The 22,388-nt window shown below is 62.9% G+C and carries 18 protein-coding genes; 9 read left to right on the forward strand and 9 right to left on the reverse strand.

Annotation, left to right across the window (positions count from 1 at the left end; all coding sequences use genetic code 11):
- Nucleotides 1–92: 92 nt before the first annotated feature.
- Nucleotides 93–2,882, forward strand: a complete 2,790-nt coding sequence (locus N551_RS0105130; RefSeq protein WP_027566047.1) for a [protein-PII] uridylyltransferase — start codon at nt 93–95, stop codon at nt 2,880–2,882.
- Nucleotides 2,883–2,907: 25 nt separating this feature from the next.
- On the opposite strand, the gene N551_RS0105135 is transcribed toward N551_RS0105130, so the two are convergent.
- Entirely contained in the window at nt 2,908–3,795 is an 888-nt protein-coding gene (locus tag N551_RS0105135) for a LysR family transcriptional regulator (protein ID WP_245287731.1), read from the reverse strand.
- 198 nt (nt 3,796–3,993) lie between these two features.
- Here N551_RS0105135 and N551_RS35190 point away from each other — a divergent pair, with 198 nt between their 5' ends.
- Entirely contained in the window at nt 3,994–4,395 is a 402-nt protein-coding gene (locus N551_RS35190) for a nuclear transport factor 2 family protein (protein WP_035961060.1), read from the forward strand.
- Between the two features lie 43 nt (nt 4,396–4,438).
- On the opposite strand, the gene N551_RS0105145 is transcribed toward N551_RS35190, so the two are convergent.
- Nucleotides 4,439–4,969: a methylated-DNA--[protein]-cysteine S-methyltransferase gene (locus N551_RS0105145; protein WP_027566049.1), complete on the reverse strand. Its 531-nt coding sequence runs from the start codon at nt 4,967–4,969 to the stop codon at nt 4,439–4,441.
- An 8-nt stretch (nt 4,970–4,977) separates the two neighbouring features.
- Between N551_RS0105145 and N551_RS0105150 the strand changes: the two genes are divergently transcribed.
- The 3 genes from N551_RS0105150 (at nt 4,978) to N551_RS0105160 (ending at nt 8,243) form a co-directional block, all read left to right on the forward strand.
- The gene (locus N551_RS0105150) at nt 4,978–5,421 is read left to right on the forward strand and encodes a DUF1304 domain-containing protein (protein ID WP_027566050.1); all 444 of its coding nucleotides are present in this window, start codon (nt 4,978–4,980) and stop codon (nt 5,419–5,421) included.
- A gap of 135 nt (nt 5,422–5,556) precedes the next feature.
- Complete coding sequence (locus tag N551_RS0105155) at nt 5,557–6,783, forward strand: ABC transporter substrate-binding protein (protein WP_007598163.1); 1,227 nt, start codon at nt 5,557–5,559, stop codon at nt 6,781–6,783.
- Nucleotides 6,784–7,016: 233 nt separating this feature from the next.
- Nucleotides 7,017–8,243, forward strand: coding sequence for an ABC transporter substrate-binding protein (locus N551_RS0105160; RefSeq protein ID WP_007615994.1), 1,227 nt, complete (start codon nt 7,017–7,019; stop codon nt 8,241–8,243).
- Nucleotides 8,244–8,360: 117 nt separating this feature from the next.
- Here the strand turns inward: N551_RS0105160 and N551_RS0105165 are convergent, their stop codons facing one another.
- Nucleotides 8,361–8,786: a DUF1330 domain-containing protein gene (locus N551_RS0105165; protein WP_027566051.1), complete on the reverse strand. Its 426-nt coding sequence runs from the start codon at nt 8,784–8,786 to the stop codon at nt 8,361–8,363.
- A gap of 167 nt (nt 8,787–8,953) precedes the next feature.
- Between N551_RS0105165 and N551_RS0105170 the strand changes: the two genes are divergently transcribed.
- Complete coding sequence (locus N551_RS0105170; RefSeq protein ID WP_027566052.1) at nt 8,954–11,167, forward strand: transglycosylase domain-containing protein; 2,214 nt, start codon at nt 8,954–8,956, stop codon at nt 11,165–11,167.
- A 254-nt stretch (nt 11,168–11,421) separates the two neighbouring features.
- Here N551_RS0105170 and N551_RS0105175 read toward each other — a convergent pair whose 3' ends face one another.
- The 4 genes from N551_RS0105175 to N551_RS0105190 all read right to left on the reverse strand — a co-directional run bounded on the left by N551_RS0105175 (nt 11,422) and on the right by N551_RS0105190 (nt 15,547).
- Nucleotides 11,422–12,261, reverse strand: a complete 840-nt coding sequence (locus N551_RS0105175; RefSeq protein WP_027514588.1) for a M48 family metallopeptidase — start codon at nt 12,259–12,261, stop codon at nt 11,422–11,424.
- Nucleotides 12,262–12,478: 217 nt separating this feature from the next.
- On the reverse strand, nt 12,479–13,807 hold the full coding sequence (locus tag N551_RS0105180) for a polyhydroxyalkanoate depolymerase (protein WP_027566053.1): 1,329 nt from the start codon (nt 13,805–13,807) through the stop codon (nt 12,479–12,481).
- 121 nt (nt 13,808–13,928) lie between these two features.
- Nucleotides 13,929–14,747, reverse strand: a complete 819-nt coding sequence (locus N551_RS0105185; protein ID WP_007616001.1) for an ABC transporter permease — start codon at nt 14,745–14,747, stop codon at nt 13,929–13,931.
- Entirely contained in the window at nt 14,744–15,547 is an 804-nt protein-coding gene (locus tag N551_RS0105190) for an ABC transporter ATP-binding protein (RefSeq protein ID WP_007616003.1), read from the reverse strand. The genes N551_RS0105185 and N551_RS0105190 overlap by 4 nt, the downstream gene beginning before the upstream one ends.
- Before the next feature lie 105 nt (nt 15,548–15,652).
- Between N551_RS0105190 and N551_RS0105195 the strand changes: the two genes are divergently transcribed.
- Nucleotides 15,653–16,963: an ActS/PrrB/RegB family redox-sensitive histidine kinase gene (locus N551_RS0105195; protein WP_027566054.1), complete on the forward strand. Its 1,311-nt coding sequence runs from the start codon at nt 15,653–15,655 to the stop codon at nt 16,961–16,963.
- 103 nt (nt 16,964–17,066) lie between these two features.
- Entirely contained in the window at nt 17,067–17,621 is a 555-nt protein-coding gene (locus N551_RS0105200; RefSeq protein ID WP_007598178.1) for an ActR/PrrA/RegA family redox response regulator transcription factor, read from the forward strand.
- 686 nt (nt 17,622–18,307) lie between these two features.
- On the opposite strand, the gene N551_RS0105210 is transcribed toward N551_RS0105200, so the two are convergent.
- Entirely contained in the window at nt 18,308–18,796 is a 489-nt protein-coding gene (locus tag N551_RS0105210; RefSeq protein WP_027566056.1) for an MmcB family DNA repair protein, read from the reverse strand.
- A gap of 256 nt (nt 18,797–19,052) precedes the next feature.
- On the opposite strand from N551_RS0105210, the gene N551_RS0105215 reads away from it, so the two are divergent.
- Nucleotides 19,053–20,750, forward strand: coding sequence for an alpha-amylase family protein (locus N551_RS0105215; protein ID WP_027566057.1), 1,698 nt, complete (start codon nt 19,053–19,055; stop codon nt 20,748–20,750).
- Nucleotides 20,751–20,776: 26 nt separating this feature from the next.
- Here the strand turns inward: N551_RS0105215 and N551_RS0105220 are convergent, their stop codons facing one another.
- The gene (locus tag N551_RS0105220; protein WP_027566058.1) at nt 20,777–22,378 is read right to left on the reverse strand and encodes an alpha-amylase family glycosyl hydrolase; all 1,602 of its coding nucleotides are present in this window, start codon (nt 22,376–22,378) and stop codon (nt 20,777–20,779) included.
- Between the last annotated feature and the right edge of the window lie 10 nt (nt 22,379–22,388).

Genomic DNA, 22,388 nt, shown 5'->3' on the forward strand with positions numbered 1-22,388 from the left:
CTTTGCCCAAAGCCGCACCTTTCCAGCATGGAACGACTATTGCGAGAGAATGGCGGGTGACAGCGCCGGCCGCCTCTTATATCCGGTGAGACATGGACAGCGTTGCGACTGAGCAGAAGGCCGAGGTGGACGATCGCTTCGACACCGCGCGGATCACCGCCGCGGTCGATGCGCTTGCCGAGAAGCACCAGGGACGCGAGGACGCGTTCCGCACGGCCATGGCGCAACTGCTCAAGGCCGAGCTGATTGCGTCGCGCGCTGCGGCACAGACGATCCTGCTGAAGGACCGTCACGGCCGGCGCTGCGCCGAGCGGCTGTGCCACGTGCAGGACGAGATCATCCGCATCCTGTATTCGGCGGCAACTCGTCATCTCTACCGCTCGCCGATTCCGAGCGGTGCCGAGCGCATGGCAGTGGTGGCGACCGGCGGGTATGGCCGCGGCCTGATGGCTCCCGAGTCCGACATCGATCTGCTCTTCATCCTGCCCTACAAGCAGACCGCCTGGGGTGAGCAGGTCGCCGAGGCCATTCTCTATTGCCTCTGGGACATGGGGCTGAAGGTCGGTCACGCCACGCGCTCGGTCGACGAGTCGATCCGGCAGGCGCGCGGCGACATGACCATCCGCACCGCGATCCTGGAGACGCGCTTCCTTACCGGCGACCGGCCGCTTTATGACGAGCTGGTCGCCCGCTTCGACAAGGAGGTCGTGCAAGGCACCGCGTCCGAATTCGTCACCGCAAAGCTCGCCGAGCGTGAGGAGCGGCATCGCCGCGGCGGTCAATCGCGATATCTGGTCGAACCCAACGTCAAGGACGGCAAGGGTGCCCTGCGCGACCTGCACACGCTGTTCTGGATCGCGAAATACGTCTACCGCGTGAGCGACACCGACGAGTTGGTCGACCGCGGCGTGTTCGACGCGCAGGAATACCGCACCTTCCGCCGCTGCGCCGACTTCCTCTGGTCGGTGCGCTGCAATCTTCACTTTTACTCCGGCCGCCCTGAAGAGCGCCTCTCCTTCGACCTCCAGCGCGAGATCGCGGTCCGGCTCGGCTACACCTCGCATCCCGGCATGCAGGACGTCGAACGCTTCATGAAGCACTACTTCCTGGTCGCCAAGGAAGTCGGCAATCTCACCGCCATCCTCTGCGCCAAGCTCGAGGACCAGCAGGCCAAGCCCGCGCCGGTGCTGAGCCGGATGATGGCGCGGCTTCGCCCCACCGCGGTGAAGCGGCGGGTGCCCGACAGCGACGACTTCATCGTCGACAACAACCGCATCAACGTCGCCGCGCCCGACGTCTTCAAGCACGATCCGGTCAATTTGATCCGCATCTTCCGCCTGGCGCAGAAGAACAATCTCGCCTTCCACCCGGACGCGATGCGCGACGTGACGCGCTCGCTCGGCTTGATCAACGCGCAGATGCGCGAGAATCCCGAAGCCAACCGGCTGTTGATGGAGATCCTGACATCCGACAACGCGGAAATCGTGCTGCGGCGGATGAACGAGACCGGCGTGCTCGGCCATTTCATCCGCGCCTTCGGCAAGATCGTCTCGATGATGCAGTTCAACATGTATCATCACTACACCGTCGACGAGCATTTGATCCGCTGCGTCGGCTTCCTCCAGGACATCGAGCGCGGCGGCATCGAGGAATTCGCGGTGGCAAGCGACCTGATGCGCAAGATCCGGCCGGAGCATCGCTCCGTGATCTACATCGCGACGCTGCTGCACGACGTCGCCAAGGGTCGGCCCGAGGACCACTCGATCGCCGGCGCCAAGGTGGCGCGACGGCTTTGCCCACGGCTCGGCTTCAGTCCGGCCGACACCGAACTCGTGGCCTGGCTGATCGAGGAGCATCTGACGATGTCCACGGTCGCGCAGTCGCGCGATCTCTCCGACCGCAAGACCATCGAGAATTTCGCCGCCGTGGTGCAGTCGGTCGAGCAGATGAAGCTCTTGACGATCCTGACCACCGCCGACATCCGCGGCGTCGGTCCAGGCGTCTGGAATGGCTGGAAGGCGCAGCTTTTGCGCTCGCTGTACTACGAGACGGAGCCGGTTCTGACGGGCGGCTTCTCGGAGGTTGACCGCGGCAAGCGCCTCACGGCCGCATACGCCGAATTCCGTAACGCCTTCGCGGAATGGCCGGCGGAGGAGCTCGACGCCTATATCGGCCGGCACTATCCGGCCTATTGGCTCAAGGTCGAGCTGCCGCGCAAGATCCGGCACGCGCGCTTCGTCCGTGCCAGCGAGCAGGCCGGCCACAAGCTCGCGATCAATGTCGGCTTCGACGAGGTGCGCGGCGTCACCGAGCTGACGATCTTCGCCGCCGACCATCCCTGGCTGCTGTCGATCATCGCCGGCGCCTGCGCCTCGGCCGGCGCCAACATCGTCGACGCCCAGATCTACACCACGACCGACGGGCGCGCGCTCGACACGATCTCGATCTCCAGGGAATACGACCGGGACGAGGACGAGGGCCGACGCGCGACGCGCATCGGCGAGATGATCGAGGACGTGCTGGAAGGCAAGCTGCGTCTGCCCGAGGTGGTGGCGCGGCGCACCGTGCGCGGCAAGGCGCGGCCGTTCGTGATCGAGCCGGAAGTGACCATCAACAACCAATGGTCCGACCGCTACACAGTGATCGAAATGTCCGGCCTCGACCGGCCCGGCCTGCTTTACGAGCTGACCACCGCGATCTCGAAGCTCAACCTCAACATCGCCTCAGCCCATGTCGCGACCTTCGGCGAGCGCGCCCGCGACGTGTTCTACGTCACCGATCTCCTGGGCGCACAGATCAGCGCGCCGACACGCCAGGCCGCGATCAAGAGCGCGCTGACGCACGTGATGGCCGGCGACAAGGCGGTTCAGCCGGCGGCGTGACTTTCTCTCGTCATTTCGGGCTGAATCAGCGCGCCGACTTTTGTTCAGGGAATCGCAGCGCGTTCACCAGTGCCGACAGCGCGGCCGGTTGATGCTGACGACTGGGGTAATACATGAAGAAGCCGGGAATGGGCGGAGTCCAATCTTCCAGCACCCGAACAAGGCGGCGCTTCGCGACATATTCGGCGACCTGCTCTTCATAGGCTAATCCGATACCAACCCCGGCGAGCGCCGCCTGAATCACTAGGTGAGTATCGTCAATGATGAGCGGGCCGTTCACGTTGATCGTGACCGACCTTCGTCCCTGCTCAAACTCCCACCGATATGGACCGCCCGCAAGGCGCAGCGTAATGCACCGATGATCGTTGAGATCCTTTGGCCTTTTGGGAATGCTTCGTGAAGCGAAATAGCGTGGCGACCCCACGACCGCCAATCGCAGCTCCGGCGTGACGCGAACCGCGATCATGTCCTTTTGAATGTACTCGCCAAGCTGGATACCGGCATCGAACTCGCCTGCAACAAGGTCCACGGGGCCAGTGACGGTGACAACGTCCAGAACGATGTCCGGGTAGGCTTCGGCGAAAGCTCTCAACCGCGGCAACAATACCATCACGGCAGCTGATCGTGACATTACAATTCGAAGGCGACCTTCAGGCCGGCGCCGAACGCTTCGGGCCCTGTCGAGGGCGTGACGAATTTGCTCAAGTGCCGGAGACAAGTCTTCCAAAAGAGCTGCCCCCGCGGCGGTTGGCGCAACGCTCTTGGTTGTTCGAGCGAGCAGCTGCAGCTCAAGCCGTTGCTCGAGCCTCCGGATCGTGTGGCTCAAGGCAGACTGAGACACACCCAGCTTTATCGCAGCGCGCGTAAAGCTTCGTTCACTGGCTACGATTGCAAACGTCGCGAGTTCGTTCATGTCGTTTGTCATATTGATGAATATCGCTCATAAGGCTGCGCCACACAAGGCGTCTAGTTTCATAAGCCACGACGCCGTAGGCTTGCGCGACCAAGAAAGCGCCGTGCAGTGCTTTCCTGCATGTGGTGGCAGGTTGACGCTCGGCACAGCTCGCCCGGCCGCATGAACGATTTCGGTGTACCAGCTTTGAGGATGACAATGGATACGGACATTTCCGCCTTGCGCTCCCTTGCGCAGACCTATTTCGATGCTGCCTATGAAATGGATGCCGAGAAATTTGCATCCATATTTCATCCCTTGAGTTCCGTGACGAAGGTCGCCGAGGACGGCAACGTGGGCGTGACGCCAATTGCGATCTGGCTGGCAGCGGTCCGCAACATGGAAGCTCCAAAGCAACAGGGATTCGAGCGAGATGATCAGATCCTGTCAACGGATGTTGAAGGAGAGCTCGCGCTTTTGAAGGTGAAATTGCACATTCCGCCGCGTCGCTTCACGGACCTGTTGTCTTGCCTGAAGGTGAACGGGACCTGGAAGATCGTGCAGAAAGTGATGACGTTGAAAGTCAGCCAGGGCTCGCCCGGGTCCACATCCGAAGCTTGAGGCACAGCGCCACCGATTGCTCAACACATTCTTAGGCGGGCTCTTAGACCGCCACGCCTTCGTGCCGCAGCAGCCAACGCTTGCGCTCGAGGCCGCCGCCGTACTTCACCAGAGAACCATCGGCGCCGATCAGACGGTGGCACGGCAGCACCACGCTGATCGGATTGGAGCCGTTGGCATGGCCGACGGCGCGAATGGCCTTGGGCATGTCGATCCTGGCGGCGAGCGCGCCGTAACTCATCGTGGTGCCGGCAGGAATTTGCGCCAACGCATTCCAGACCTTCTGCTGGAACGGCGTGCCGGCGATGCGCCAGGCGATGCCTGAGAGCTGGCCGAGATCGCCATCGAAATAATCCGATAGCGCAGTCCGCATGGCTGCGGGCGCGGGCTGGTCACGCAACTCCACCACACCGTAATGCAGGCGCAAGAGCTCGCGCATGCGGTGCTCGTAATCCGCCCAGTCGAGCGCGCGCAAGGTGCCCGCAGCGTCGGTGACCAGCAGCGCAATCCCGATCGGGGTCGCCAGCCGATCGAGGCCGAAGCTTGCAGGTGATTTGGTCGGTCGCGCGGGCATTGCGCACCATGGCATCGAAACACGCCATCGCAATTGCCACGCCGGCCGTGCTAGCGTCCACCCGAAAGCTGACGCTGGGGGAGCTCAACTTGGTCTGGATCGCGAATATCCTGGTGGCGCTGGTCGCCGCACTGCACGCTTACTTTCTGATCCTGGAGATGTTTCTCTGGGACAAGCCGCAGGGCTTGAAGGTTTTCCGCAACACGCCGGAGAAGGCAGCGACCACAAAGGTGCTGGCCGCCAACCAGGGGCTTTATAACGGCTTCCTGTCCGCCGGCCTGGTCTGGGGGCTGGTGCACGGCAATCCGGCCTTCGCGTTCCAGATCAAGGCATTCTTCCTGCTCTGCGTGATCGTGGCCGGCGGTTATGGTGCAGCGACCGTCAGCACGCGCATCCTGATGGTGCAGGCCCTGCCGGCGGCGCTCGCTCTGCTAGTCTTGTTCCTGACCTGAGACGCCATAGCGCGGCGCCGCGATCCTTGCGCGTCGCCTGCCGTTCCTCCACAATCTCCGACAGCGATGGCGACCGTTGGCAATCAACGGGACAAGACCGTCGGTCGGAAATTCCGTCAGGAGGAACAACCCCACATGAGCAATCGCAGAGCCTTCATCACTGCCACGGCGGCGCTCGCCTTCGCGTTCTCCGCCAACCAAGCTCTCGCCCAGAAGAAATACGACACCGGCGCGAGCGACACCGAGATCAAGATCGGCCAGACCGTGCCGTTCTCCGGGCCCTATTCCGTCTACGCCAATATCGGCAAGACCCAGGCCGCCTACTTCAAGATGATCAACGATCAGGGCGGCATCAACGGCCGCAAGATCAATCTGATCCAGTATGACGACGCCTATTCGCCGCCGAAGACGGTCGAGCAGGTGCGCAAGCTCGTCGAGGGCGACGAGGTGCTCTTCACCTTCCAGATCATCGGCACGGCCGCGAACGCCGCCGTGCAAAAGTATCTCAATGGCAAGAAGATCCCGCAACTGCTGGCCTCGACCGGCGCCGCGCGCTTCAACGATCCGCAGAACTATCCATGGACCATCGCCTACAATCCCAACTACGTGTCCGAGGGGCGCATCTACGCCAAGTACATCCTCAAAGAGCATCCGAACGCCAAGATCGGCGTGCTCTATCAGAACGACGACATGGGCCGAGACTATCTCGCCGGCCTCAAGAGCGGTCTCGGTGACAAGGCCGCCGGCATGATTGTCGGCGAAGTCTCCTACGAGGTCACCGATCCCACGGTGGACTCTCAGGTGGTCAAGCTGAAGTCGTTGGGCGCCGATCTTTTCTATGATGCCTCGACACCCAAGTTCGCGGCGCAGGCGATCAAGAAAGTCGCCGAGCTCGGCTGGACGCCGGTGCACATTCTCGACATCAACGCGAGCCCGATCTCGGCGACGCTGAAGCCGGCCGGCCTCGATATCTCCAAGGGCATCATATCGACCCAATACGGCAAGGAGCCCGGCGATCCGCAGTGGAAGGACGATCCGGGCGTGAAAGCGTTCTTCGCCTTCATGGACAAGTATTTCCCCGAAGGCGACAAGCTCAACACCGTCAACACCTATGCTTATTCCGTCGCCGAATTGCTGACGCAAGTTCTGAAACAGTGCGGCGACGACCTGTCGCGTGAGAACGTGATGAAGCAGGTCGCCAATATCAAGGACTTCACCCCGAGCTTCGCGCTGCCCGGCATCAAGATCAACACCGGGCCGAACGACTACCGCGTCAACAAGCAGATGCAGATGATGAAGTTCAACGGCGAACGCTGGGAGCTGTTCGGCCCGATCATGGAGGATGCGGGTCCAGCGGGTTAGTCTCTCGGAGATTTCATAGGGTGGGCTACGCCCGGCGGACTGCACTTCGCGCATCCGCCGGGGCTGGGCCCACCTTAACGAACTTGCTGAGACGTTGCGTATCCTACGAACTGCGGGTGCACGCCCACCTTGCGTTGCAGCAATGCCTCATTCACACTCGACCTCAGCGGTGACGCCCCGTGCGCATGAGCGCTCCCGATTGATCACCGGCAATAAACAATGAGGAAATGCGAATGAGGAATGGAATTCTGCATCTGGCCACGGCAACGGCGCTGACCCTGGCGCTGTCGGTCTCGGCGGCCAATGCCCAGAAGAAATATGATCCGGGTGCCAGCGATACCGAGATCAAGGTCGGCCAGACGATGCCGTTTTCTGGACCGGCGTCGGCCTATTCGTCGATCGGCAAGACCCAGGCCGCCTATTTCAAGATGATCAACGACCAGGGCGGCGTCAACGGCCGCAAGATCAATCTGATCCAGTATGACGACGCCTACTCGCCGCCGAAAGCCGTGGAGCAGATTCGCAAGCTGGTCGAAAGCGACGAGGTTCTGCTGACCTTCCAGATCATTGGCACGCCGGTGAACGCAGCCGTGCAGAAATATCTCAATTCGAAGAAGGTGCCGCAACTGTTCGCGGCGACCGGAGCCTCGAGGTTCACGGATCCGAAGAACTTCCCGTGGACGATGGGCTTCAACCCCAACTACTTCGTCGAAGGCCGCATCTACGGACAGTACATCCTGAAGGAGCATCCGAACGCCAAGATCGGCGTGCTGTATCAGAACGACGACCTCGGCAAGGACTATCTGAACGGCATCAAGGCCGGCCTCGGCGACAAGGCTGCCAAGATGATCGTGACTGAAGCTTCCTACGAAGTCTCCGATCCGACCGTCGACTCGCAGATCCTCAAGATCAAGGATGCCGGCGCCGATTTGTTCTTCAGCGCCACCACGCCGAAGCAGGCGGCGCAGGCGATCAAGAAGATCGCCGAGATGGGCTGGCATCCGGTGCAGATCGTCGACATCAACGCCACCTCGGTCGGCGCGGTGCTGAAGCCGGCCGGCCTCGACGCCGCCAAGGGCCTGATCAGCGTCAATTACGGCAAGGAACCGCTCGATCCGACCTGGAAGGACGATGCCGGCCTCAAGAGGTATTTCGACTTCATGGCCAAGTATTATCCGGATGGCGACAAGGATTCGAACTTCAACACCTACGGCTACAGCACGGCGCAGCTGCTGGTCCATGTGCTGAAGCAGTGCGGCGACGACCTGACGCGCGAGAACGTGATGAAGCAGGCCGCGTCGCTGAAGGACGTGACCAGCGACACCGCGTTGCCCGGCATCAAGGCCAACACCTCACCGACCGACTACCGGGTCAACAAGCAGCTTCAGATGATGAAGTTCAACGGCGAACGCTGGGAGCTGTTCGGCCCGATCATTGAGGATGCGAGTCCGGCGGGTTAGTTCTCGTAGGCAACTGCCTCAACGTCGTCATGCCCGGGCTTGTCCCGGGCATCCACGTTCTTGCGGCAAGCAAAGGAAGGCCTGGATGGCCGAGTCAAGCCCGGCCGTGACGGCAAATCAATCCGGCACCTCGCCAAAGTTCTTTCCGACCGGCAGCACCGCGTGCCGAATGAGCCGTGAATCCTCCACCGCGGCCTGCCTGTGCTTCACCGCTTCGCGGTAGACGGGATCGCGGATCATCTCGACGAAGGCGGCGACGCTTGGGTATTCGGCGATGAAGCAATGGTCCCAGCGCTCGGTCTCCGGGCCGATCAGCATCAACTCGAATTTGCCCTGCCAGACGATGCGGCCGCCGAGGCGTTCGAACACCGGGCCGCTCTCGCGGCCATAAGCCGCATAGGCTTCCGCGCCGCTCGCCTTGCGGCCATCCGGATAGGCCCCCTCCTCGCGCAAGCGCACCAGGTTGAGCATGTGGATCGGGCCGGGGCGGTCGTTGTCCCGGAACTGCGCGAAAATCTCCTTGGTCGGATCGATGTGGCCCATCTGAGTTTCCTCTTGTTTTATGCCGGCGATCCTAGCTCTGCCGACCTCCCAGCGGAACTGCGGCCATCGAATGCCGCACCTCCTAATCACGCGTTAAGCTCTGGGTAACCGGGCCTTAAACAGCGACCGCTAGCGTGCGGCGGGGCGGGCTGACCGGGCGTTTGCGTATGGGGTTGGGAAAGAAAAAGGGTGGGCGCAAGGAGCCGCTGTTCGGCTTGCCTGCAGCACTCGCCGATCTGCGCCTGACCGCCGCCGACCGGATTCCTGGCGGCGATGACAAGCCGAAGAAATCAACGAAATCATCCGCCAAGCGCAAGAGCGAGGATGCCGGCGACGAGCCGCCGCGCGAGCGGAAGGCGCCGGCCGGCCGCGGCAGTGCCAAGCGCCGATCCAAGTCACGCATCGGCGCAAGCCTTGGCCGCCTGGTCTATTGGGGCGCGGTGCTGGGCCTGTGGGGCGCGATCGCCGTGATCGGCGTCGTGATCTATGTCGGCGCTCATCTGCCGCCGATCCAGTCGCTGGAAATCCCCAAGCGGCCACCGACGATCCAGATCGTCGGCATCGACGGCAGCATGCTGGCACAGCGCGGCGAGATGGCCGGCGCCAACGTCTCGCTGAAGGATCTGCCGCAATATCTGCCCAAGGCGTTCATCGCCATCGAAGACCGCCGCTTCTATTCGCATTTCGGCATTGATCCCGTCGGCATCCTGCGCGCGCTCGTCACCAACGTGCTCCATCGCGGCGTGTCGCAGGGCGGCTCGACGCTGACGCAGCAACTGGCGAAAAACCTGTTCCTGACCCAGGAGCGCACCATGGCGCGCAAGCTGCAGGAAGCGGAGCTCGCGATCTGGTTGGAGCGCAAACATTCCAAGAACGAGATCTTGGAGCTCTATCTCAACCGCGTCTATTTCGGCTCCGGCGCCTATGGCGTCGAGGCCGCCGCGCAACGCTATTTCGGCAAGTCGGCCAAGAACGTCACCGTCGCGGAAGCAGCGATGCTGGCCGGCCTCGTCAAGTCGCCTTCGCGGCTGGCGCCGAACCGCAACCCCGAGGGCGCGGAAGCACGCGCGAAAATCGTGCTCACGGCGATGGCCGATGCCAAATTCATCACTGAGGCGCAGGCGCAGGCCTCGATCGGCCAACCCTCCTACAATGTGAAGCCGGTCGGCGCCGGCACGATCAACTACGTCGCCGACTGGATCGGCGAGGTGCTGGACGATCTGGTCGGCCAGATCGACGAGAGCATCAAGGTCGAGACCACGATCGATCCGAAGCTCCAGAGCGTGGCGGAAGCCGCCATCATCGACGAGCTGGCAGCCAAGAGCGTGAAGTTCAACGTCAGCCAGGGCGCGCTGGTGGCGATGACGCCTGACGGCGCAGTGCGCGCCATGGTCGGCGGCCGGAACTATTCCGAGAGCCAGTACAACCGCGCGGTCACCGCCAGGCGCCAGCCGGGCTCCTCGTTCAAGCCGTTCGTGTACTTGACCGCGCTGGAGCAGGGGCTGACGCCCGACACCCTCCGGCAGGACGCGCCGATCGAGGTCAAGGGCTGGAGACCCGAGAACTACACCCACGAATATTTCGGCGCGGTGTCGCTGACCCAGGCGCTCGCGATGTCGCTCAACACGGTCGCCATCCGCCTCGGCCTCGAGGTCGGCCCGAAGAACGTGGTGCGCACCGCGCACCGGCTCGGCATCTCATCGAAGCTCGAGCCCAACGCCTCGATCGCGCTCGGCACCTCCGAAGTCTCGATGGTCGAGCTGGTCGGCGCCTATGCACCCTTTGCCAATGGCGGCTTCACGGCGACGCCGCATGTCGTCACGCGGATCAGGACGCTCGGTGGCAAGCTGCTCTACATGCGCCAGGCGGACGAGCACAACCAGGTGGTCGACCCGCGCTATGTCGGCATGATGAACGCGATGATGCGGGAAACGCTGATCAGCGGCACCGCCAAGAAGGCGGAGATCCCGGGCTGGCCGGCGGCCGGCAAGACCGGCACCAGCCAGGACTACCGCGACGCCTGGTTCATCGGCTACACCGCCAACCTCGTCACCGGCGTGTGGCTCGGCAATGACGACAACTCGCCGACCAAGAAAGCAACCGGCGGCGGCTTGCCGGTCGAAGTCTGGTCGCGCTTCATGAAGACGGCGCACGAAGGCGTGCCGGTGGCAGCCTTGCCGAGCTCTCCAGGTGGCTGGGGTCTGTCGAACCTCGCGCAGGCGACATCGCAGGTGTCGCCGCCGACAGCGGCAGCGCCCGCGCCGGCACCTGCCAACAACGGCGGCTATCGTCCGCCGCCGACGCGTGCCAATGCGCGTCCGGAGGCAGCCGCAGGACTCGATGGCTGGTTGATGGACCGGCTGTTCGGCGGAAATCGCTAGCGCCGACCTGAGGTCTTGGTGACCTCAAAACAAAAAAGCGCGAAAACAACCCCATGCACAGTAGCCGAGGATAACGAAATCAACGGCTTGCGCGGGCAGCACAGACGCTTGAATCGCGCGCGCGGCTGTCATTCGCCGCGGGCGCGGGGAAGCCAATACGGCGCGGCTCCTCGATTCAACAATAGCCGCCTCTGTAATACTGGATCGCCCGCTTTCGCGGGCGATGACAGCGTCACATGAGGCATCAACGAGCCTTAATCCTCGACCCCGTACCGGTGCAAATCGTTGCCGTATGTATCGAGCCACTTCTTGGCGCGCTCCATCGACGGGCAGACCTTGCCGCAGACGCGCCAGAATCGCGCCGAGTGGTTCATCTCGACGAGATGGGCGACCTCGTGCGCGGCGAGATAGTCGAGCACATAGGGCGGCGCGAGGATCAGGCGCCAGGAGAACGACAACGAGCCGGCCGAGGTGCAGGAGCCCCAGCGGCTGGATTGATCGCGGATCGAGAGCCGCTTCACCTTGACGCCGAGCTCGGCGGCATAGGATTCCGCGGCACGCTGAAGATCGCGGCGCGCCTCGCGCTTGAGGAAGTCGCTGACGCGACGGTCCGCATGTTCGACGCCGCCGGCGACGCAGAGAATGCGTTCCCCGCTATCGCGCACTTCCGTCCACACCGTACCGCGGGTGCCGGCGCGATGAACGATGCGATGAGAAACACCGCGAAGCGGTATCACTGTGCCAGGCTGGAACGGTGCGGCCTTCGGCAAACGGCCGAGACGTGCCGCGATCCACGCGCCGTGGCGCTGCGCGAAGTCTTTTGCTTCGGCGAGAGTGCCGCGCGGCGGCATGGTGAGGATGGCTTCGCGATCGCTCGGATGAATTCTGAGCGTGTAACGGCGCGCGCGGCGATGCCGGCGCAGCCGAATCGCAAAATATTGCGATCCATGGGTGATCAGGAGGGTCTTCGGCTCGTGGGGCCGACGATAGAGGAGTGCGCGAGTGGCCATGTCTGTCAGTCCGGGGGGCAGGAGAGCGCCCGGATTCTGCCATAACCGCCGCCAGGGAAAGCGCTCGGCGCAAAAACAAATCATTTGCCCAATATACAGGGGTCTGGCGTCCGGGAGACCCTACAGACTGGGGTTGGAACCGGCTTTTTTCGCCCCCGCCAAGCGCATGCGGCACCCCCAAGGGGTGAGGTTGGACTCACTCCTACAAAGCTACCTAAATACCGCGAATCTGGCGGGAACTTGCCCCTGTCGGAGCCTCCGACAGGGCGTCGATTTTCAGCGGGAAAGCCGAAAAACGCGATTATTCGGCTGCGAGCGCCTGCAATGAGCTCGGATTCGCCGCCGAGACCATGAAGTCGTGGATGCGTGGCACGATTTCCGATTTGAAGCGCGAGCCATTGAACACGCCGTAATGTCCGACGCCCTTCTGGACGTAATGAACGCGGCGGTGATCGGGAATCGAGCTGCACAATGTGTGCGTTGCTTCGGTCTGACCGATGCCGGAGATGTCGTCGTTCTCGCCTTCGACCGTCATCAACGCGACGCGCGTGACCTTGGAGGGATCGACGCGTGTTCCACGATGGGTCATCTCGCCCTTCGGCAGCGAATGCTTCACGAACACGGTGTCGACCGTCTGCAGGTAATACTCGGCCGAGAGATCCATCACCGCGAGATATTCGTCGTAGAAGTCGCGATGCTTGTCGACCAGATCGCCGTCGCCCTTCACCAGATTGGCGAACAGCTGCTTGTGAGCATCCATATGCCGGTCGAGATTCATGCTGATGAAGCCGTTGAGCTGCAGGAAGCCCGGATAGACGTCGCGCATCATGCCCGGATGCGGGAACGGCACCTTGGTGATGACGTGGTTGCGGAACCAGTCGATGCCGCGCTCCTGGGCGAGATTGTTCACCGCGGTCGGATTACGCCGGGTGTCGATCGGGCCACCCATCAGCGTCATCGAGGTCGGCACGAAGGGATCACGCAGCGCTTCCATGATCGAAACGGCCGCGACGACGGGAACCGAGGGCTGGCACACCGCCAGCACATGGGTGTTGCCGCCGAGGACATGCAGCATCTCGATGACGTAGTCGATGTAGTCGTCGAGATCGAAGCGGCCGTCGCTGAGCGGCACCATGCGGGCATCGGCCCAATCGGTGATGTAGACCTCATGCGCAGGCAGGAAAGCCTCGACCGTACCGCGCAGCAGCGTCGCGTAATGGCCGGACATCGGCGCGACGATCAGCACGCGTGGCTGCGGGCTGCGCAGCGGACGGGTGAATTTGCGATCGAAGTAGAGCAGGCGGCAGAACGGCTTTTCCCAGACCGAGCGGACCTCGACGGGGACGCGGATGCCGTTGACTTCGGTGTCGTTGAGGCCCCATTCCGGTTTGCCGTAACGCCGCGTGGTGCGTTCGAACAACTCGCAGGCCGCGGCAACCGACTTGCCGACCTCGGTGCGTGCCCATGGATTGAGGGGATTTTGAAACAGCAGCTTGGTTGCGTCCGTGATCGCGCGCGCCGGATTGAGAGAGGCTTGCCCCATCTCGTACATCCAGTACATCGGCGTCGTCAGGACCGGACTGCCTTCGGCCACCAGGGGCGGCGCGCCACCAAACTCACCAATCGGCATCGCTATATTCCTCTTCGCATCGCAGCATACTGCCGAATGCGTAATATTGCGTCAATGCATGGTTCCGTACATCTACGTGGCCCAGGTGCCCAAACCGGGCTGAATCCACGAGAAAGTGACGTTATTCGCCGCCTGACAGCAGCGAGCCCTGCATCCGGGCGCTGCGCAAAAGGGCAAGGAATGCCCCAAAAGATGCAACCAACAGCACCGCGTTGATGGCCAACGCGCTCAGCATCAGATCGGTCCTGAAGGTGTTTTCGATCAACAGCGCCCGCATCCCTTCGAACACATAGGTCGGCGGCAGCGTCCAGGCGATATATTGCAACCAGACTGGCAGCACGCTGACGGGATAGTAGACGCAGGCGAGCGGCATGATGCCGAACATCAAGGTCCAGACGATGCTCTCGGCGCCGAGGCCATTTCGCAGCACCAGGCCGGAGACGAAGATGCCGACCGACCAGCTCGTGAAGATCAGGTTGCAGAAGAACGCGATCAGCGGGACGCCGAGCGCATAGACGTTGAAGTGAAACAGGAACAGCGCGAGCAGCGTCATCGGAATGACGCCGATCGCGAGCCTGATCAGGCTCATGATCATCAGCGACAGCAGGAATTCGATTGGCTTCAACGGGCTCATCATGAGATTGCCGAGGTTGCGCGCCCACATCTCTTCCAGAAACGAGATCGAAAAGCCGAGCTGCCCGCGAAACAGGATGTCCCAGAGGATGACGGCGCCGATCAGGGTGCCGCCGGCGCGCGCGAAGAAATTTGCATTCTGCGCGATATAGAGCTGAAGAAAGCCCCAGGTGATGACCTGCAGCGCCGGCCAGTAGAGCAGCTCGAGCAGCCGCGGCCAGGACGACAGCAAGAGGTACCAATAGCGCAGGATCATCGCGCCGATGCGATGGAGCGAGATGCCGCGATGGAGGGAGGCCTCACTCATCGCACCGCCTCCTGCGCACCGTTCACCCGGCCGCGCGCGACGTCCAGAAACACCTCTTCCAGCGTGGTGCGGTTGTAGCGCGCCATGATGGCTTCGGGCGTATCGTCGTCCTCGATCCGGCCGCGCTTCATGATGATGACGCGGTCGCAGAGCCGCTCGACCTCAAGCATGTTGTGCGAGGCCAGCAGGATGGTGGCGTTGTTCGCCTTGCGATAGCGCTCCAGATGACCCCGGACCCAGTCGGCGGTGTCGGGATCGAGCGAGGCGGTCGGTTCGTCCAGCAACAGAAGCTCGGGCTGGTTGATCAGCGCCTTGGCAAGCGCAACGCGCGTCTTTTGTCCTGCGGAGAGCTTGCCGTTGGCGCGGTCGATGAACTCGGTGAGATCGAGGTCGCAGGCGAGCTCAGCGATGCGGTCGGAGAGGTTCTTCACCGCATAGAGCTTGCCGAACACGGTGAGGTTCTGACGCACCGTGAGCCGCATGGGCATGTCGACATAGGGGCTCTCGAAATTCATCCGCCCCAGCACGGAGGCGCTGTCCTCCGGCATTCGATGCCCGAGCACCTGCACGCGGCCGGAGGTCGGTAGCACCAGGCCCATGATCGTCGCGATTGTCGTGGTCTTGCCGGCGCCGTTGCCGCCAAGCAGCCCGGTGATGCTGCCACGCGGAAGCGAAAAGGAGATGTCGTCGACAGCGCGGGTCTGCTTGTACACCTTGACGAGGTGATCGACCGCGATTGCCGCGGAGAGGCTGCGATCCGCGACAGTCGGCCAGCTTGAAGCCTTGTCATTCTCAGTCATGGTGGGCGTTCTTCTGCTATTGCAGCGGAGAGCGCAAGGCTTGTAATCCGGTGGTTCCGTGAGCCGCGCGCTTGTGATCGAGAAGGCACCGCCCCATTGGCCGAAATGACCGAACTTGCCGCTTCCGACTTTCGCCCCGCGCAGCGGCATATCCGCCTGGATACCATCCTGCGCCTGCGCTGGCTCGCGGTGCTGGGCCAACTCGCCGCGATCTTCATCGTGGCGCAGGGGCTGGAATTCAACGTCGAGATCGTCCCCTGCGTCAGCATCATCGCGCTGTCGGCAGCGCTCAATCTGGGGCTCCAGAGCGTGTCCAATCCGCTGCAGCGGCTGGAGCCGATGCAGGCGGCCGGACTGCTCGCGCTCAATATCGTGGAGCTGGCGGGTCTCCTGTTCTTCACCGGTGGACTCCAGAACCCGTTCTCGTTCCTGTTCCTCGCGCCCGTGCTGATCTCGGCGACCGCGCTGCCGGCCCGCTTCACCTTCGGCCTCGGCGTGCTGGCTGTCGCCTGCGCCTCGGTGCTGTTCTTTTTCCATCTGCCGCTGCCCTGGGATTCCGACGATCCGCTGGTGCTGCCGCCGATCTATCTCGTCGGCGTCTGGCTCTCGATCGCGCTCGCGATCGGGGTCACCAGCCTCTACTCGTTCCAGGTCACCGAAGAGGCGCGCAAGCTCGCCGACGCGCTGGCCGCGACCGAGCTGGTGCTGACGCGCGAGCAGCATCTGACCCAGCTCGACGGCCTGGCCGCGGCCGCAGCGCACGAACTCGGCACGCCGCTCGCGACGATCTTCCTGATCTCGCGCGAGCTGGAGAAGACGGTGAAGGAGCCGAACTTTGCCGCTGACCTGAAGACGCTGCGCGAGCAGACGCAGCGTTGCCGCGACATATTGAGCAAGATCACCCAGCTCTCCTCCACCGGGGCGCCGTTCGACCGCATGAAGCTCTCGGAGCTGATCGAGGAGGTGGTGGCGCCGCACCGCGATTTCGGCGTAGATATCAAGGTGCGCATCGCCGTCGCCATCGTGGCCGAGCCGGTCGGCTCGCGCAATCCGGCGATCCTCTACGGGGTCGGCAACATCGTCGAGAACGCAGTCGATTTCGCCCGCACCACCGTCGAGGTGAATGCGTGGTGGAACAAGGACACGATCGAGCTCGTGATTTCCGACGATGGTCCCGGTATTCCGCCTGACATCCTGAACCGGATCGGCGAGCCCTATTTGTCGCGGCGGCGCAGCCAGGACGAAGGCGGCGGCCTCGGGCTCGGCGTGTTCATCGCGCGCACCTTGCTGGAGCGCACCGGCGCCAAGGTCTCGTTCACCAACCGCACCTTTCCGGACCATGGCGCAGTGGTCCAGATCACGTGGCCGAGAGAGCGTTTTGAGGCTATCGAGACCTTCGAAGAAACAATAGGATAGGCCGCGACCTTGCGTCGCACAACGGGGCCGATCGACTATTGGCGCCCTTGGCACCGCCCGATTGCGCCGCCATATGTAGAAGCGCTGGAGAGAGGACGAAACCTTGAACGCCATCGCCGAACTGAACGAACAGACCGACCGCTCGCTCCTGATCGTGGAGGACGACAAGCCGTTTCTGGAGCGGCTGTCGCGCGCCATGGAAACGCGCGGCTTTGCGGTAACGTCATGCGACACCGTCTCGGACGGTCTGGCGCAGATCGGCAAGGCGGCGCCGGCATTCGCCGTGGTCGATCTCCGGCTCGGTGACGGCAACGGTCTCGACGTGGTCTCGGCGCTAAAGAAGAAGCGCCCCGACGCCCGCGCGATCGTGCTGACCGGCTATGGCAACATCGCCACCGCCGTCACCGCGGTGAAGATGGGTGCGGTCGATTATCTCTCGAAGCCCGCGGACGCCGACGACGTCGTCGCGGCGCTGCTGTCGACCGGCTCGGACAAGTCCGAATTGCCGGCGAACCCGATGTCGGCCGACCGCGTGCGCTGGGAACACATCCAGCGCATCTACGAGATGTGCAACCGCAACGTCTCGGAGACGGCGCGCAGGCTCAACATGCACCGGCGTACGTTGCAGCGGATTCTGGCCAAGCGCGCGCCGCGGTAATCCTTGGCGTTTTACTCATGGCGCGCAGATGTCGGCCCCGAGGCTAAGACGGTGACCCGGGACAGCCATTTGCCGGAGCAGCCCGCAACGTCGCTTTTGCACGTTGTGACTGGACCGAGACTACGAGCTGAATCTGGCAGCATCGCAGTTCGGCGGAAGCGCGGGCGGTCTATTCATGACCATAGTAGCGCTGGTTGCATTGGTGGCGGCCCCGCTCGTAACTCGCCTCTCGGTCCGCGGGCCCTTTCAGAATGCTACCAACGTCGGCGAGCATTCGGACGTTCTTAAGACACTCTACGTAGGGCTTGTTGGAAAGCCAATCGAGGCCGAGTCCGCCAGCATAGGAAGACTGCGTCGACGTCACGAACGAAGTCAGTCCAGCTAGTGCGGCAAAGGTTAAGAGAGCGGTGCGGAAGGTTTTCATGGCACATTCCTTGTGGCCGGTTAGTTGCGGAACAAGCGGTACCGTGCCGTAGGCCTGAAGTATGTGCGGCCCGTCACGTCCGCTGCCGCTCATGAAAGAACGAAGCGTCCACGTCGCTGCTTGATCTTAGTGTTGCCGAACAAGAGTTCGGCGCCAACGACCGCTAATGTTTCCAGTCTGAGCGAAATCGTCCCGAAGTTTCTCAAATTTTACCGGGTACCTCTTCCAGGCATGGTGGCCTGGAAAGACATCCGGACGGAGCCTACTCCCAAAACTCCGCATGCCCCTGCGGATCGACCAGCCGGTTGATCCGCAATGCCGCCGCCATCGCGAACCGCACCGTCATCTGCTTGCGCGTGGGCGCAGCGAGCTTGTGCTCGGGCGCCTCGCACTGCAGATGCGCGCCATAGGCGTCCGCGATGATCAGGCCGGTATCTTGCGGAAAGATCTCGCAAGGCAGGTCCTGCGTGAAGGCGAAGAACAGCCGGTCGCAATGCGCCCGATATTCGTGCCATTTCTGATCGGCACGCAAATCCTCCACCGAGGATTTGATCTCGACGATCCAGATCTCGCCACGCTCGTTCAGCGCGACGAGATCGGCGCGCCGCCCCGAGGGCAGCGGCAATTCGCTGATGCAGGTGAAGCCGAGCGAGCGCAACAACCGCGCCGTGCCGCGCGCGATCGCCAGCGCCGTCTCTGATTGACGGCGGTCCGGTGGCGGCACGATGGCAATGCGAGCGGTGTTGTCCATGGCGGGAGGATAGCCGATTCCGTCATCACTGTCGTCCCGGCGTAGGCCGGCACCCATAGCCACAGGGCGGCGTTTGGCTAAGATTCGTCGTTCGGTACTTCTGCCAACCCAATCGATAGATCACGCGGTATGGGTCCCGCCCCCCGTGCGCAATTGCGCACTAGGCCGGGACGACCCTGTAGCGCGGAACCTCCCCTCCCCTACGCACTTATCACGCAGCCGCCGCACTCGGCGGAACCACCGAGGCTGCGCGCGCATGATCGACGATCTCTGGTACAAGAACGCCATCATCTATTGCCTGTCCGTCGGCACCTATATGGACGCCAACGGCGACGGCATCGGCGATTTCAAGGGCCTGTTGCGCCGGCTCGATTATCTGCACGGCCTCGGCATCACCACGATCTGGCTGATGCCGTTCCAGACCTCGCCCGGCCGCGACGACGGCTACGATGTCGCGGATTATTACAGTGTCGATGCCCGCTACGGCACGCTCGGCGATTTCGTCGAGTTCACCCATGGCTGCAAGCAGCGCGGCATTCGCGTCATCATCGATCTCGTCGTGAACCACACCTCCGACCAGCATCCCTGGTTCAAGGCGGCGCGGAGCGACAGGAATTCGCCCTACCGCGACTGGTATGTCTGGTCCGACAAGAAGCCGGCCAACGCCAATCAGGGCATGGTGTTTCCCGGCGTTCAGAAATCGACCTGGACACGCGACAAGGAAGCCGGCGCCTGGTACTTCCACCGCTTCTACGATTTCCAGCCCGATCTCAACACCTCGAACCCGCACGTGCAGGCCGAGATTTTGAAGATCATGGGTTTCTGGATCCAACTCGGCGTCTCAGGCTTCCGCATGGATGCCGTGCCTTTCGTCATCTCCACCAAAGGCGCCAAGGTGAAAAAGCCGGCCGAGCAGTACGACATGCTGCGGACGTTTCGTGAATTCCTGCAATGGCGGCAGGGCGATGCCATCATCCTCGCCGAGGCCAACGTGCTGCCAAAGACGGACATGGAATATTTCGGCCGCGATGCCGACCGCATGCATATGATGTTCAATTTCCAGGTCAACCAGCATTTGTTCTATGCGCTGGCCTCGTCCGATTCCCGGCCGCTGGGGAAAGCGCTGAAGGCGACCAAGCCGCGGCCGGCCTCGGCGCAATGGGGCCTGTTTCTGCGCAATCACGACGAACTCGATCTCGGGCGATTGACCAAGGCGCAGCGCGACACCGTGTTCAAAAGCTTCGGTCCTGACAAGGACATGCAGCTCTACGACCGCGGCATTCGCCGTCGGCTGGCACCGATGCTGGGCGGCGACCGCCGGCGGCTCGAGCTCGCCTACAGCCTGATGTGCACACTGCCGGGAACGCCGGTCATCCGCTATGGCGACGAGATCGCGATGGGCGATGATCTTTCGCTGCCGGAACGCAATTGCGCGCGCACGCCGATGCAATGGTCGACGGAGCCGCATGGCGGCTTCACCACCAGCGACAAGCCGGCCTTGCCCGTCATCGACGAAGGACCGTACGGCTATCCGCACGTCAACGTCGCCAAGCAGCGCCGCGATCCCAACTCGATGCTGAACTGGACCGAGCGCATCGTCCGCATGCGCAAGGAGGTGCCGGAGATCGGCTGGGGCGATTTTTCGATCATCGCGACGCGCGATCCCGCCGTGTTCATCATGCGCTACGACTGGCGCAACAATTCCGTGCTGTTCGTGCACAATCTCGACGAGAAGCCGCGCGAGATCGCGTTCTCGGCGGGGCTGCCGGGCGAGGCCGGCGAGCACCTGATCAATCTGCTCGCGGAGGACCACAGCCACGCCGACAAGCGCGGGCAGCATCGCGTCGTGCTGGAGCCCTACGGCTATCGCTGGTACCGCGTCGGCGGATTGGATTATCTGTTGAAGCGGAGCGACATCGACAAGACGGTGCGGGGCAACAAGCATCCGGGGTAGGTGCCACCGCGTCGTCCCGGCGAAGGCTAAGATGGCGGAGTAACCACCACCCCCTCGTTGCCACGCAAATCCAGCACGCCTTCGATCCGCTCCCCCTCGCGATCCAGAAATGTCGACAGCAGAATCTCGCTGCCAAATCTGATCGCGCTGGTGGTGACCACGATTGGCTCAGGGCCGAGATTGAGCACCACGATCACCGCCCTGCCCTCGGCCTCGCGGCGATAGACCAGGAGATCGCCTTGCGCCGCGATCGGATGATAGTCGCCCGCGACCAGCGGCGGACAGCCCTTGCGCAACGCGATCAGGCGCTTGTAGAGCGTCAGGATCGAACGTGAATCGGCTTCGACATCGACGACGTTGTTGAGGATGTGATCCTCCGGCAGCGGCAGCCATGGCCTGACGTCCGAGAAACCGGCGAAGTTGGACGAATCCCACTGCATCGGCGTGCGACAGCCGTCGCGGCCGACACCGATGCCGGGCACGTTCTTCTCGAAGGGGTCGCGCACGTCCTCAGGCGCGATCGCGAGCTGATGCATGCCGATCTCGTCGCCGTAATAGAGCGTCGGCGTGCCGCGCAGCGTCAGCAGCAGCATGGCGGCGACGCGGGCCTGCTCCGGCCCGACGCGGCTTGCGACGCGCGGGCGATCGTGATTGCCGAGCACCCAATTCGGCCAGGCGCCCTTCGGCAGCGCCTTCTCGTAATCCTCGACGATCTTCTCGATTGAGCGCGCGCTCCAGAAGGTCTGGAGCAGCGCGAAATTGAACGGCATCTGCGCGCCGGTGAGATCGTTGCCGTAATAGGCCATCAGGCGATGCAGCGGCAGATAGATCTCGCCGATCAGGACGCGGGCATCATAAGCATCCGTGACGCGGCGCATCTCGGCGATAACGTCGTGCACCTCCGGCTGGTCGGTGGAATATTGCGTGAGGATCGTTTCGTTGGGCGGCCGGCCCTCGACATAATGCGGATTTTGCGGGTTGTCGCGGAACTCGGCGTCCTTGATCAGGTGCCAGATCACGTCGACGCGAAAGCCATCGACGCCCTTCTCCAGCCAGAACCGCATCACATCATAGATCGCCGCGCGGACATCGGGATTGCGCCAGTTGAGGTCCGGCTGCTGGGCGAGGAAGGCGTGATAGTAGTATTGGCCGGTGGTCTCGTCGAACTGCCACGCGCTGCCGCCGAACTCGGACAGCCAATTGTTCGGCACGCCGCCACCCTCGCCCGGATCGCGCCAGATGTACCAATCGCGTTTGGGATTGTCGCGCGAGGAGCGGCTCTCGACGAACCAGGGATGCTGGTCAGAGGTGTGGTTCGGCACGAGGTCGAGGATCAGCTTAAGGCCGTTGTCATGCGCGGCGGCAAGAAGCGCATCGAAATCCGCCATCGTGCCGAACAGCGGCTCGATGCCGGTGTAGTCGGAGATGTCGTAGCCGAAGTCGGCCATTGGCGAGGGGAAGATCGGCGACAGCCAGATCGCGTCGACGCCGAGCGATTTCACATAAGGCAGCCGCTGCAAAATGCCGGCGAGATCGCCGACCCCGTCGCCGTTTGAATCCTGAAAGGAGCGCGGGTAGACCTGATAGAAGATGCCGTCGCGCCACCAATTGCTGCCGCCCTGAGCCATGCGAAATCCA

The organism is Bradyrhizobium sp. URHA0013, from assembly GCF_000518345.1.
Taxonomy (GTDB): Bacteria; Pseudomonadota; Alphaproteobacteria; order Rhizobiales; family Xanthobacteraceae; genus Bradyrhizobium.